Here is a 14,012-nt window from a genome sequence, read left to right on the forward strand (position 1 = left end):
GGACGCTAACTAAATAAAAGGCTAGCAATCTATAACATTTAGACAGATTAGTCTAATACTAACAAAACACTTTGTTTAATCTATAGCAAAAACGTAAGTTAGCATAACAAACTTCTAGTCAATGATATAGAAAACAATGTAGCGACTAGTGAAAGTCTCATCTACACCTTTGTCTTTTAAGAGGGTTATAAAAAAGCCATCAACATTATTATGTTGATGGCTTTTGCTATAAAACTGCGCTACTAATCACATCAAACGCTATTCTTAAGCAATGAACCTGCTAAAAAGCAGCTGGTACTACTCCCATACGGTCAGTAATCGCTTGCGAACGGCCTAACAAACTACCATAAATAGTCGCATTTTCCATCACGTGCTTGACGTAATTGCGAGTTTCAGGATAAGCAATAGACTCCACATATTGATCGGCAGCGAGCGAGCCATAGACCGGCTGCCAGCGTTTGGCATTGTTAGGGCCGGCATTATAACCAGCGGTTGCAAGGACAGGCTGATAATTGAGCTTACCCAAGATATCACCCATATACCAAGTACCATAACGAATATTAGTATCGCCGCTATTGGCGCGGCTGGCACTATAGCTCTCGCCTAGATTGCGTGCGATGTACTTAGCCGTATCAGGCATGACTTGCATCAGGCCACTAGCGCCAACGTTCGAGCGTGCCGAGGTCACAAAGCGGCTCTCTTGACGCATAATGCCATAAGCCCATGCCGGATCAATGCCCGCCTCGCGGCTATAACGTACCACTGCGCTCTGGTGCGGCATCGGATGCGATAGCGCTAAGCTGTCCACTCTATCGGTATTATCCACCGCATAAATCGCGCGATCGAGCCAGCCCATATCATGCGCTACCCGCGCGGCGGCAATGATCAGATTATCATCACGCTTATCACGAGCTTGCTTGACCGCCCAGTTCCATTCGCGGTTGGCAAACGAGCGATTGGCATCTGAGTTATAAAGAGCAAAGGCACGTGCAAAGTTTGGCTCTTGCATCACACGAGCGCGATCGGCGCTGCTAATGTTAGGTAAGTTATTGCCGCCTAAACGGCTGGCATCGAAGCGTTGACCGATTTTGTCTTTGGCCATTAGACCATAGTAGTCATTACTTTTTGCTAGCTGCTGATACATTCTTTTGGCGGTAGTACGCTTATTAGCATCGCTCGATTGCTCGTAAGCGCGCGCCAGCCAGTATTGCCATTGATCTGATCTTTGGGTCTCGCTATCCATCTTAGAGATGGCTTCAGCGACATCATCCCAACGACTAAAGCGGATAGCAGCCATCGCATAATCTTCGGCTTCTTCAAAATTAAAATCATCGTCTAGGCTGTTACGGAACCAGTCTACTGCCTCACTATTAAAGCCATCATCGGTATTATAATTCATCCTTTTGACGCCAATAATACGATAAGCATAGCGACGCGTGTCATCATCTAATAAACGGGCGCTACGCTGATTGTCCTGCTTGATATCGAAGTCTAACTGTAGCGCGGCTTCGCGATAGGATTTATCCGCGAGGCGACCCATCGCGTACAGATAGAGGTATTGGTTGGTTTGACTGTTGGGCTCTCTAGTGAATCGGCTAAGAAACGAGGAAGGATTGAGCTGAATCTCGCTCAGTGCTGAATAAGGAATAGGCGTCCCCAAGCGTGAAGATAGCGCCATAATATCGCCTGTCTTGCCGACACGCAGCATACGTTTCAGTCTTGAGACTCGGTCACTATTGCTAATAAGCGCGTTGTTATTCATCTCCATTGCCAACTGCTCGCACAAGGCAGGCTGTTTTTTGGTGGTTAGCCAAACTTCAGACTTCTCTGCCAAGGCGCGCATAGTATCGCCGCCATTATTGAACCCAAGGGCAATCGCACAGCGCTCAGATCTATCAGCATTGGTAATCAGGTTCGCCACTTGACGCACTGAGGCATAATCATTAGCGCCTGCTTTGGTCTCTGCAAAATCAGCGACGAGCTTTTCGGCCATAACGGTACCTGGGTATTGGCGGACGAACTGCGAGACGGCCGCTGAACTTTGCGAATTAAGATCCAAATTCATTCGCCAATAAGTCGGATACATGGCAAACAGGCTGCCACTCATCAGCTGCTCATAGTTGAACAAGCCGCTGATATCGCCTCTATTTTCCGCCTGAGCGGCGGCATTAAAATAGTCCACGCCGCTACTGCCCTGCTGATAGCTATTGCCTGAATAGTAGCTGCCTTCTTGCTCAAAGCTCTCGCCATCACCCCAAGTCAGCTCAGCACAAGCCACTTGTGATAATCCAAGCGCCCCCATAGCGGTCGCTAAGCTCAATGCACTCACTCGCAGCTTGCTATTTTTGACGCTCTTTAATGTTTGTAGACTTAGAGTGTGCTCGGTAGTCGTTTTATCTTTGCTGTTATGAGCAACGCGCAATTTTGTCATACGGATTCTCTTTATATTCTTCAGTGTCAGGTAAGTTAGTAGCAGGTGAATACTGGCATGTGCATAGCGATTTGGTGCATACCGCTGCGATAAGACAACTTATCATACTATATTTGCTTAACTTTCAACCAATAGCTTTACCATTTATCCATAATTAGGACAGTGCCCAGTAACAACAAAATGATATTGCTCGCCTTTTGATAGCGCGTATTAATAGCATACAGTTGCAAGCTAGCACCACTGCTTTAGCCTTGAGCGCTTAAACAATGGTAAGTCATTAATGAGCGAATGATAAGCAATTGATACTATTATAAATAATTTAGCAGATGAATGACATTCGCTGATGCTTACTTTTCACTTTACAGACTGATTATGATAAAATACGCGACTTATCTTCAGTGCTTGGTCTGCAGCGTTTAGTCTTCAGCGCTTAGCCCCGCCAATCTGTTTAACCATGGACTTCTTGTTATGAGTGTTACTGTATTTGACCCACGTATCGATACTACCGGTACGAGCTCTACTGCTGAAACGACCCTTGCTGCGCAGGCAGCAACAGCGCTTGAAGAGACCCATTCTGCAGCCGCTCCTGTCAAAAAAGTCTTTGTCACTACCCAAGGCTGTCAGATGAATGTCTATGACTCTGACAAGATGCTTGACGTGCTCGGCGATTCGCACGGTATGCAAGTCACTCATGATATCGATGAGGCTGATGTGCTCCTGATGAATACCTGCTCTATCCGCGAAAAAGCGCAAGAAAAAGTATTTTCAGAGCTGGGCCGTTGGCGTAAACTCAAAGAAAAACGTCCTGACTTAGTCATTGGTGTTGGCGGCTGCGTGGCTTCACAAGAAGGCGATAATATCCAAAAACGTGCGCCTTATGTCGATATGGTCTTTGGCCCGCAGACCTTGCACCGTCTGCCAGAGCTGTATGATCAATCAAATGAGCAGCGTAATATCGCGCCCAAAAACCGCATCGGTACTATCGACATCTCTTTTCCTAGTATTGAGAAATTTGACTTCTTACCTGAGCCAAAAGTCGAAGGCTATAAGGCCTTTGTCTCTATCATGGAAGGCTGCTCAAAATATTGCTCATTTTGCGTGGTGCCATATACCCGCGGTGAAGAGTTATCGCGTCCATTAGATGATGTACTCGCCGAGATTGATAGTTTAGCTGAGCAAGGCATTCGTGAAATAAACCTACTAGGCCAAAACGTCAATGGCTATCGCGGTGAAAAAGACGATGGTAGCATTTGCCGTTTTGCCGAACTGTTGCACTATGTCTCACATGTCGATGGTGTTGAGCGTATTCGTTATACCACCAGCCATCCGCTAGAATTCACCGATGATATTATCGATGCTTACGCGCAGTTGCCTGAGCTGGTCTCGCACTTGCACCTACCTGTTCAGAGTGGCTCAAATGCTATCTTAGCTGCGATGAAGCGTAACCATACTATCGATGTTTATATTAATCAGATCAATAAGCTCAAAGCCATTCGCCCCGATATTCATCTATCAAGTGACTTTATTATAGGCTTTCCAGGGGAAACCGATCAGGACTTCCAAGATACGCTTAATCTAGCCAAAGCGCTAAACTTCGATCACTCTTATAGCTTTATTTACTCTAAGCGTCCTGGCACGCCAGCGGCAGAGCTGCCAGATGATGTCAGCTTCAAAACTAAAAAGGAACGCTTGGCTGAATTCCAAAAGGTCATTATCGACTCCACGCTAGCTAAGTCGCATGAGATGGTCGGCACTACCACTCGCGTATTAGTTGAACAAGTCGCCAATCGCCATCCTGATTGCTTAATTGGTACCGCGGACAATACGCGTACGGTGATGTTCAAATACGATGTCGATAAAATGGATGAGCTACTGGGTAAAATCGTCAGCGTAAAAGTGACTGATTTTGTCAGCCCGCATATGGTTAAAGGTGAGCTAATCGAAGTGTTAGCTTAGATTGATTGCACTTCAGTCGTAGGGTGCTTTCTAAGCACGGCATACCCAATAATGTAAAACAAGAAAAGTCGCTTGCTATCATTAGCGAGCGGCTTTTTTGTAAGTGACTATCAGTCAGTATTCTAATGAGTAACTAATAGTGTTATTTAACTTATAAAATGACTAGCCACCTCAGCCAATAAAGCGGCGGCAATCAACATAAATATCACGCCGCAAGCACGATTCAGCCAAGCCAAACGATCGCCAACATCGAGCCAGCCAGCCAACTGCTTCCCACCAAGCGTATAGATAATCTGCCAAATGGTTTCGCTTAAGAACAAGCCAAAAGTCAGCATTATATACTGCGGCCAAAGCGGCGCGCTAAAATTGATAAACTTCGGAAAGAAGGCGGCAAAAAACAGAATCGCTTTGGGATTGGATAACGAAACCCAAATGCCGGTACGAAATAGCTTTGAATTGCTAGGAATGACCTTGACCGCTGCACTAGATAAGCTACGCGGTTTTGGTTGCTGTACGTTATATGAGCTGTCAGATGTTTCAAAATAATCAAGTTTAGCGACTTCCTCACTCACTGCACTGGCTTCTGCCATCAAGCTGCTATGACCCGTATCGCGCCATGAAAGGACACCTAAATAAATGAGATATATTGCCCCGACGGTTTTGATAACTTCTAATAACCAAGGCTGTTGACGACTAATCACATCCAGTCCAAGCAAGGTTGAGAGCAATAAGATAAATAAGCCAAGACTTAATCCAGCCAGCGTCCACAGCGTACGCCTTACACCATAATTTAGCCCGTACTGAAAGGCTAACAACATATTAGGCCCTGGGGTGGCGGAGATAAAAAAGGTACTGACAAAGAATATCGTAAATAGATGCCAAGACATCAACAACCCCTACTATTTGCAACTTTATTTATTAAAATTCAGCTTATGAGCGATAAACCAAAAAATAAACACCGCCATTAAGACGGTGTTTTATTAATCATGATTATACTCTAAACGCTTCCAACTTATGGACGTAAGCTACAATTGTCTTATCATTAAATAGCTAGTTAACCGTACAACTGTCTAACAATTTCTGCAAAAAACCATCACAGCGCTCAATCTCGCTCAGCGCCACAAATTCATCAGCTTTATGCGCCTGCTCGATACTACCCGGGCCGCAGATGATCGTTGGAATACCGCTATTGGTAAATTGACCGCCTTCGGTAGCATAAGCGACTTTGTGACGCTCATGATCGCCCGTGAGCGCGGCGATGAGCTGTTGTAGCTCATCACTGGTATTATCGGTCATTGCCGGTACACCCTCTTCTTGTAAAAGCTCAATACCCGTCTCAGGAGCGCGCTGCTGCATCTGAGCAGTTAATTCAGCGATTTTAGCTTTGATAGGCGCTAACATATCGTCTTGAGTCATATGCGGCAAGTTACGATAATCAAAAGTAAATTCGCATAGGTTCGGCACGATGTTAGTCGCAGTGCCGCCTTGTATGGTACCGACTGATAAGGTCGAATACGGCACATCAAACATCTCATCGTTATCTTTACGGCTGGTGAATTCATCCGCTAAGCTATCGACATAACCGATCAAGCGACTAGCATAGCTAATGGCGTTGACGCCTTTATGGGTCAAGGATGAATGCGCAGATTTGCCATGGACGCGACAACGATAGACCGCAATGCCCTTATGCGCGACGACCATTGTCATATTCGTGGGCTCACCGACGATGCAGTAATCAGGAGTGATATCGCATGCTTTTAGGTCGGCCAATATCAAAGGGGCTCCTAAACAGCCGACTTCCTCATCAAACGATAGTGCCAAATGTAGCGGGCGACGCAATTGACCGCTATTAGATAGTTGTACCGCTGTGGGTAGGATAGTTAACGCACAAGCAATAAAGCCTTTCATGTCACAAGACCCGCGTCCATAGAGCTTATCACCGCGAATCTCAGCTTTAAACGGATCAGAGCTCCAGTCTTGACCATCAACAGGCACCACATCAGTATGCCCTGACAATACTAAGCCGCCATTTATCTGCTCAGCATTACGACCCGCTGGCACAGTGACAAATAGATTGGCTTTGTTTTTTTCGTCATTAAAAGTTAGCTTGACATTCAAACCCAACTGCTCACAGTAGCTTTGTACGTCTTCAATCAATGCTAAGTTTGAATGGCGACTGACCGTATCAAAGCCAATCAGGCGCGTCAGCCAATCGATACTTTGCTTAGGATAATGAGTAGCATCTATTTGATCGTTACTATGAGTAACTGTCTGGGTAGACATGGGATATCCTTATCTTATAAAAGCGATTTTAGAAATAATATAGTTGATATACTTTAAAAGTGCCATAGCGATACTGGAATGAATTTTGCGCAACCTCTGGCTGCAACAACACAACACGCAAGTAAAATTTATACCAGTAGCGCGTTCCATAAAGCCATGACAATTTTATTTTCAGCTGACTATAGTAGCAGCCACTATTACCCTCTTTGCTGAGCCTGGCGCTGCAATTCTTTGACCTCTTGATCTAAGCCTTCGACTGGCCCATCGACAGGGATATCAGGGGCAACCTCTGAGATAGCTAACGCATTAATCGACAGGGGCGAGTCTACGCCCATCTCCGCCATCCACTCGCCCAATTGCTTAGCGGAACTGACATATACAATGCGGCCTAACCCCGCTAGCCCATGTGCAGCAGAGCACATCGCACAGTGTTCGCCTGAGGTATAAACGGTGGCTTTGGCTCGCGCCTCTTCAGTCATATTTTTTGCCGCCCAGCGCGCTACCGCAATCTCCGGATGGTAAGTGGCATCGACACTGTTAATACGGTTGCGATCTTCTCGTAATACCTTACCATCACCATCGACTAATACGCTGCCAAATGGCATATCGCCGGCTTCGAGAGCCTCAGCTGCTAGCTCAACGCAGCGTCGTAAATGAACCTTATCTTCATCCGTTATCATATTATTTCCCTTGTGTTTATTAATCAGCATTTATCGCTAAACCTTGCAGTTATCTTATCAACGATAAAAATATTAACAAATCTTCACTTTGCCTATGAAGGATTGTTTTGATTCATAACATCCATGACCGGTGGCATGGGCTTGGGCAGCTTACCCTCAGCTTGTAGCTCTTTAGTGGTTTTAGCATCTATCGGCAGGCCAGCAATTATCGCCAACTCTTTTACCGATTTACGTTTGCGCGTGGCAAAGCTGACGGGCACCATACGTGCAAACTCATAAATATAAAGATAGGATTCCTCACCGCCCTCAAATTCGTCATCTTCTGCCAAACGAATCGCGCCGATCTTAGCCAAATCAGAGAGCATCTCATTTTCCTCAGAACTGAGGCTACAATCAGTAATGCCAAAACCGGTCATAAACCCATTTGCCCACTGTTTCAGCGCTATTACACGCTCGTACAAATCATGTTCATCATCGGGAACTAGAGGCGTATAAGCGTAAGCATCATCTTTATCTTTTAGCTGAAATACCGTGTCTTCGCTTTCTTCGGTCAATAAAGTTAGCGCCTCTTCGGGCAGAGCTTCAAAGCTAAGCTCGCTCAAGATAGCCGCCCAACCTGCCTCATCAGGCGCGTTACAGGCGGTCATCAAGCCGGTCATCAAGCCATGTATCTCACTGATAGTCACATCCGTCCAATCTGCAAACGCATCCGACCAAGTGTTCCAGCCTGAGATATTATCATTCATAAATACATCCTGATTCAAAATAAATTAAGGTTAAATAATGGCTACAAAGTATAAATTTGCATAAAAACGCCCGCTTAGACAATCAGCGGCAATTACTTTGTTGATATAGATATTATGAGGTCACTTATGGCATTATTAAACGCATAAAGACAATTCATTCACATAACGTTTATTAGGGATAAAAACTGACTATGTATGATCAATTAAAAAATTTAGAAAAAATGATACTAGATATAAAAAAACAGCATCAACTGGTCAGTCGCGAGCTCAGTCAATTAAAACAACAGCCCCATCCTGATCCAAAAGAGCTGTCCGCTCTAAAAACCCAGCTCAGTAGTAGCACCAATGAGCGCGATACTGCCAAAAAGCAGCTGAGCGATCTAGACAAACGCTATCAAAGTCTGGCCGAGGCTCATCACATGATAGGAGAAGAGCAAGACAAACTACAGCAGCAACTGAGCGATTTAGAACAAAAAAATAGTGAGCTTGAACAGATCAATCAGCGCTTAGAGCAGCAAAACCAAGAAGCGCATCAGCAGCTCGACGATATCAAGCAACAAAATAGCGATTTACAGCAAAAAAACCAACTGGCTGCTGAGCGTACTCAAGTGGTACTGCAGCGCTTGACCCGTATTGATCAGATGGATAGCTAAGCGCTTTAACGTCAATTTCAAACCTTTATTTTGTAGGATTTTTTATGACTGATAACCGTACTGACTCGCAAAAATCAGCGCTCGAAACGATTAGTAAAAGTGGCGACACTAGTAATAAGAATAGTACTGTAAAAACTGATAATAGCCCAAATATACCGACGACTCAGCCTCAAGACGCAAACACGCAAAGCCGAGTAGTTGAAAGCAAAGCGGCACGCCCATCGGCTAATGCTAATAACTTGACTAAAACAACTGACCATAGCAAAAGTAATGATATGACTAATAGTGAATCCGTCAACAAAACCACAGAGCTGCAAAACAAAAAACCAGAGAATAAAAATCCGGAAAGCAAAAAACAGGAAATCAAAAAGATAGATATCGTGATCGCTGGTGCCAGCTACCCTATCTTTTGTCCTGCTGATGAAGAGCAAGAGCTAAGAGCGGCTGAAAAGTTTATCAATGACTTTGCCACTGCTATCAAAAAAGACGCGCCTAAGCTGAACCAAGAGAACCTGTTAGTCTTGTCTTGCTTGAATTTATATGAACAAATCAACGCTCATAAAACCTCAGCAGCTGAGCGTCAGCAGCAAAGCAAACAAAACGAGCAGTTATTAAATAAAATCCTGCAAGAAGCGCAGTCGGTTCTCTAAACCAAAGCACGCCTAGGAGTGAGCCTTATAGACTTTACCGGCATGAAAGTCGGCCTGATGTTCGTAGTTACAGAAAAATAGCGGTTGATTTTTTTTAGTAGCCGTATCAGCCGTCATGTCATCTGCAGCTAGCGTAGCTTCGGTATTAGGCTGAGTTTCGAGCACGCCGCGATACTCAGCAAGACTATGGCCACAGAAGTTACAGGTGCGCGGGGTGGTGATATCGCCTGCTTGCGGCATCATGCTTTTGGGCGGGCGCGGATACATGACTTTATAGAACAGCCACATACAGATCCAAATGATAATAATAGTGGTAATAACAGCGAACACGGCAAGGCTCCTTTGAGTAGCGGGCAACGCTCTGGATATTAGGGTCTTAAATCTTCATCTCTAGATTTTACGGTAAGTTACGCGCTTCGCATAGGAATCATTCACAAAAAAACTGGCTTAATAAAGCCAGTTTTTGGTTTATATTGATTTAGTAAGTAAAACGATGACTTTTAGAGTTGTAGCTCGCTAATATCAGCAACCGTTAAAAACAGCGCGCGGACTTGCTTTAATAGTGCTAAGCGATTAGCTTTTAGCGCGGCATCCTCACTATTGACCATGACGTTATCAAAAAACTGCGTTAGCGGTTCATCTAAGCTGGCTAAGGTTTGCAAGACTTGAGTATAATTCGCCTGCTCTAACAGCGGCGCGATTTGCTGCTGCGCTTGCTGCACTTTAGCGTATAAGTCTTTCTCAGCGGCTTCAGTCAGTAGTGACTCATCGACATTATCAGCGACTGCGCCTTCTGACTTAGCAATGATATTAGCTACGCGCTTATTAGAATCCGCGAGCTTTTGCGCCTGCGGTAGCTCACTAAAGGTCTGTACCGCGCGGATACGCTGATCAAAATCAAGCGGCATATGCGGATTGATAGCTTGCACCGCTTGGATGGTATCGACGCTGACGCCTTTTTCAGTATACATCGCGCGATAACGCGAATTTAAGAACGCCATCACTTGGGTGAAGGTATCGCCCATCTTCGCAATCTTACTGCCCTCGCTGCTGCTATAATTCTTAATCGCTTGCTCAACCAGCGCCACTAGATTAATAGGCAACTGCTTTTCAATCAAAATCCGCAAAATACCGATAGCCGAACGGCGTAAACTAAACGGATCTTTTGAGCCTGTTGGCGCTTGATCGATCGCAAAAATACCAACTAGCGTATCCAAACGATCTGCCAAAGCTAAGCAAATACCGATCGGCGTTTTTGGTAATACGTCACCACTAAACTTAGGTAAGTACTGCTCCTCGATACTAGCGGTGACCGCCTCCGGCTCGTCATTTAGACGCGCATAATAAGTCCCGGCGATACCCTGCAATTCTGGAAATTCCCCGACTAAAGAGCTTGCCAAATCGGCTTTGGCTAGTATGGCTGCGCGTACCGTCTCATCAAGGTCAATACTCTGTCCTTGCTCTTGCATGAGCCCAGCGATAAAGCCAGCAAGCTTGGCAATACGCTCAGACTTCTCCCAAATCGTCCCAAGCTGATCTTGGAACACGCGCGTCTTCAGGCTCTCAGTCATCGCAAATAAGGGCTGCTTTTGATCTTGCAAAAAGAAAAATTCTGCATCGGCTAAGCGCGGACGTACGACTTTCTCGTTACCTTCGATGATTTGATTGGGATCTTTGGACTCGATGTTAGTGATAAAGATAAAGTACGGTTGCAGCTTGCCATTTTTGTCGGTCAGACAAAAATATTTCTGATCCGCTTGCATGGTCGAGATAAGCGCTTCTTGCGGCACTTGCAAAAACCTGGGCTCAAAGCTCGCTCTTAGCGCAATTGGCAAATCAACCAACGCCGTCACTTCATCTAATAATTCTGCCGGAACAATAGCATTGGCATTGACTTGATCGGCTAAAGTTTTAACCTGATTGTTGATCAGCATCCGGCGCTTATCAAAATCAGCGATCACTTTTAAGCGCTCAAGCAGCGACTCATAGTTATCAGCATGATCTAGCTCATAATAGTCAGGGCTATGAAAGCGATGACCACGGGTTTTTGCGCCAGTCTGATGGCCTTGAATGGTCGCATCGATGACTTGATCGTCTTGCATCAAGACCACCCACTGCACCGGACGCACGAACTCTTCTCGGCCGCTACCGGAGCGCATACGTTTAGCAATCGGCAGATTATCGAGCGCCGTTTGAAAAATATCAGGTAACAACTCAGTCGTCGCTTGACCGTGAATGGTTTGCTCATAGCCGACGTAATCGCCTTTATCAGTATTGATAGTCGTCAGCTCGCTGGCCTCTATGCCTAAGCCTTTGGCAAAGCCCATAGCTGCACGAGTGGGATTGCCTTCGCTATCATAGGCCGCTTTTATTGCAGGGCCGCGTTTTTGCTCGGTGCGATCGGGCTGCTTATCGCTAATACCTTGAATCTGAATCGCCAAACGGCGCGGTGCAGCGAAGGCTTTAATACTATCGAAGCCAATATCAGCCTCATCTAGTTGCTCAGTAACGCTAGCTTGCAGCGCATCGCGAAGCGGTTTTAGGCTCTTGGGAGGCAGCTCTTCACACCCCAGTTCAAATAAGATGGTACTCATGGGATGCTCCTATTTATTAGCGTCAGTATTAGTACTGTCATTGTTATTAGTACTGGTAGGCTGATTTTCAGCAGAGTTTTCAGTAGCCACTGCCATGTCTTCTTTTGGCAAATACTTATCAATAGCGGCTTGACGGTGCTCCGCGTCTGCTAATGGGAAACCTAACTTAGCGCGTGCTTCGACATAACCAAAAGCGACCTTGCGCGCTAGCGTACGTACGCGCAAAATAAAGCGCTGACGCTCAGTGACCGAAATCGCGCCGCGTGCATCGAGTAAGTTAAAAGCATGCGAAGCTTTTAGCACCATCTCATAAGCAGGCAATGGCAAGCCTGCAGCCACCAGTTTGTCCGCTTGCGCTTCATAAAAATCAAACAGCTCGCCCATCTTCGGCACATCAGCATGCTCAAAGTTATAAGTCGACTGCTCCACCTCATTTTGATGAAACACATCGCCATAAGTCACGCGACCAAACTCACCATCTGCCCAAACCAAATCATAGACGCTATCGACGCCTTGCACATACATCGCTAGGCGCTCAAGCCCGTAGGTAATCTCGCCGGTGACTGGGAAGCACTCGATACCGCCAACTTGCTGGAAGTAGGTAAACTGAGTGACTTCCATACCGTTGAGCCAAATCTCCCAACCTAAACCCCACGCACCAAGAGTAGGCGACTCCCAGTTATCTTCAACAAAGCGAATATCGTGTACTAAAGGATCGATACCGATGGCCTTTAATGAGTCCAAATACAGCTCTTGGATATTGGGCGGATTGGGCTTGAGCACCACTTGAAACTGATAATAATGCTGCAAACGGTTTGGGTTATCGCCATAGCGTCCATCGGTTGGACGACGTGAAGGCTGTACGTACGCGGCGTTCCAGCGCTCAGGCCCTAACGAGCGCAAAAAAGTCGCGGTATGAAACGTCCCTGCTCCGACTTCCATATCATAAGGCTGCAATACCACGCAGCCTTTAGATGCCCAATAGTTTTGTAGGGTTAAGATCAAATCTTGAAAGCTCAAAGGTTTAGAGTCTTTAGGGGAATTTTCATTATTAGAAGTACTATCTTGGGAGGTCATAAAAAAATCACTATGAAATAAGTAGGATTAGAGCGAGCTTAACTAAAAATAGTTAAGCTCTGCTAGCTTGTTGGGCTACGTCTCTATTAACTTGCTTACCTTACTAAAAAATGGCCATTTTATCCATATATACAGTAACTATATTTATAGTATTTGATTTATAGTAACTATATTTACAAAGATATTTATACTGACTAGATTTAGCGCATGCAGAGCCAAAGCTGTCTATATTTGACCAAAAAGAATAAGCTCATACCTCAGCAGACGCTACAAAACAAAAAAAATACCCAAATGCGTAAACATTTGGGCAGGAGGAAAAGTGTGATACCGGTATCCTGTTGCGTCAGGCTTTTTGTTTTTTATAAGCTACTATTTCTAGAAACTGTTTTTATTATTATGTATTTAAGCTTTACAAATTATTTTAAATTTAATACTTCATTTATCACCGCTGACTACTGGTAGGACTGGCTATTTGCTTTTGGCATAACGATCCACAATATGATGTAAATCAAAATCCCTGGGACTGCAGCACTTAGTGAAGAGATAATAACAAATAATACTCTTACCCAAGTTGGTGACCATCCTAAATACTGAGCGATACCACCCATAACTCCAGCGATCATTTTATTATTTTGCGAGCGGTGTAACTTAACTAACTTACTCAAAGTTTGTACTCCTTCTCGAGCGATTTAACTTATAAATAAGTATAACAAGTATTTACTCTTTATCTGTTGATGCTTTAAGCGTGCTTTGTGACTTTATGATAATCAAAGTTGCCGTAACCTGTCGTAAAGTGTGGTAACTGCCTGATTTTAAATAGTTATTTCAAAATGTTTCAAGGGAAGCGATGTTACTGGTTCTTTTCGCTCAGTTTACTAAGACCCTTACCCCTGACAATCATTATTGATTTCAATGACTTGCCTCCTCCCGCTGTTGTTTTTT

The 14,012-nt window shown here is 44.9% G+C and carries 12 protein-coding genes; 3 read left to right on the top strand and 9 right to left on the bottom strand.

Annotated features, from left to right (window positions below):
• Window positions 1-280: 280 nt before the first annotated feature.
• Window positions 281-2,431 carry a lytic transglycosylase domain-containing protein gene (locus ACS8E3_RS04405; protein ID WP_439241635.1) on the bottom strand — a complete coding sequence of 717 codons (2,151 nt, stop codon included), beginning with the start codon at window positions 2,429-2,431 and terminating at the stop codon, window positions 281-283.
• Between the two features lie 468 nt (window positions 2,432-2,899).
• Here ACS8E3_RS04405 and miaB point away from each other — a divergent pair, with 468 nt between their 5' ends.
• Entirely contained in the window at window positions 2,900-4,387 is a 1,488-nt protein-coding gene (miaB, locus tag ACS8E3_RS04410) for a tRNA (N6-isopentenyl adenosine(37)-C2)-methylthiotransferase MiaB (protein WP_439241637.1), read from the top strand.
• 146 nt (window positions 4,388-4,533) lie between these two features.
• Here miaB and ACS8E3_RS04415 read toward each other — a convergent pair whose 3' ends face one another.
• The 4 genes from ACS8E3_RS04415 to ACS8E3_RS04430 form a co-directional block, all read right to left on the bottom strand.
• Window positions 4,534-5,274 (bottom strand): LysE family translocator, encoded by a 741-nt coding sequence (locus ACS8E3_RS04415; protein WP_439241639.1) that lies wholly within the window; start codon window positions 5,272-5,274, stop codon window positions 4,534-4,536.
• A 163-nt stretch (window positions 5,275-5,437) separates the two neighbouring features.
• Entirely contained in the window at window positions 5,438-6,670 is a 1,233-nt protein-coding gene (argE, locus tag ACS8E3_RS04420) for an acetylornithine deacetylase (RefSeq protein WP_439241641.1), read from the bottom strand.
• A 197-nt stretch (window positions 6,671-6,867) separates the two neighbouring features.
• Complete coding sequence (locus ACS8E3_RS04425; RefSeq protein ID WP_439241643.1) at window positions 6,868-7,350, bottom strand: nucleoside deaminase; 483 nt, start codon at window positions 7,348-7,350, stop codon at window positions 6,868-6,870.
• Between the two features lie 92 nt (window positions 7,351-7,442).
• A complete protein-coding gene (locus ACS8E3_RS04430; protein ID WP_439241645.1) occupies window positions 7,443-8,096 on the bottom strand; it encodes a UPF0149 family protein in 654 nt (217 codons plus the stop codon).
• Between the two features lie 191 nt (window positions 8,097-8,287).
• Here ACS8E3_RS04430 and ACS8E3_RS04435 point away from each other — a divergent pair, with 191 nt between their 5' ends.
• Window positions 8,288-8,749, top strand: a complete 462-nt coding sequence (locus ACS8E3_RS04435; protein ID WP_439241647.1) for a hypothetical protein — start codon at window positions 8,288-8,290, stop codon at window positions 8,747-8,749.
• Window positions 8,750-8,793: 44 nt separating this feature from the next.
• Window positions 8,794-9,399 carry a cell division protein ZapA gene (locus ACS8E3_RS04440; protein ID WP_439241649.1) on the top strand — a complete coding sequence of 202 codons (606 nt, stop codon included), beginning with the start codon at window positions 8,794-8,796 and terminating at the stop codon, window positions 9,397-9,399.
• A 12-nt stretch (window positions 9,400-9,411) separates the two neighbouring features.
• Here ACS8E3_RS04440 and ACS8E3_RS04445 read toward each other — a convergent pair whose 3' ends face one another.
• The 4 genes from ACS8E3_RS04445 to ACS8E3_RS04460 form a co-directional block, all read right to left on the bottom strand.
• Window positions 9,412-9,729, bottom strand: a complete 318-nt coding sequence (locus ACS8E3_RS04445; RefSeq protein ID WP_439241651.1) for a hypothetical protein — start codon at window positions 9,727-9,729, stop codon at window positions 9,412-9,414.
• Window positions 9,730-9,899: 170 nt separating this feature from the next.
• Window positions 9,900-11,993, bottom strand: a complete 2,094-nt coding sequence (glyS, locus tag ACS8E3_RS04450) for a glycine--tRNA ligase subunit beta (protein WP_439241653.1) — start codon at window positions 11,991-11,993, stop codon at window positions 9,900-9,902.
• Between the two features lie 9 nt (window positions 11,994-12,002).
• Window positions 12,003-13,070, bottom strand: a complete 1,068-nt coding sequence (glyQ, locus tag ACS8E3_RS04455) for a glycine--tRNA ligase subunit alpha (protein ID WP_439241655.1) — start codon at window positions 13,068-13,070, stop codon at window positions 12,003-12,005.
• A 452-nt stretch (window positions 13,071-13,522) separates the two neighbouring features.
• Window positions 13,523-13,735, bottom strand: coding sequence for a PspC domain-containing protein (locus ACS8E3_RS04460; protein ID WP_439241657.1), 213 nt, complete (start codon window positions 13,733-13,735; stop codon window positions 13,523-13,525).
• Window positions 13,736-14,012: the final 277 nt, after the last annotated feature.

Origin of the sequence: Psychrobacter sp. 2Y5, from assembly GCF_051847375.1 — a bacterium.
In the GTDB taxonomy this organism is placed as follows: domain Bacteria; phylum Pseudomonadota; class Gammaproteobacteria; order Pseudomonadales; family Moraxellaceae; genus Psychrobacter.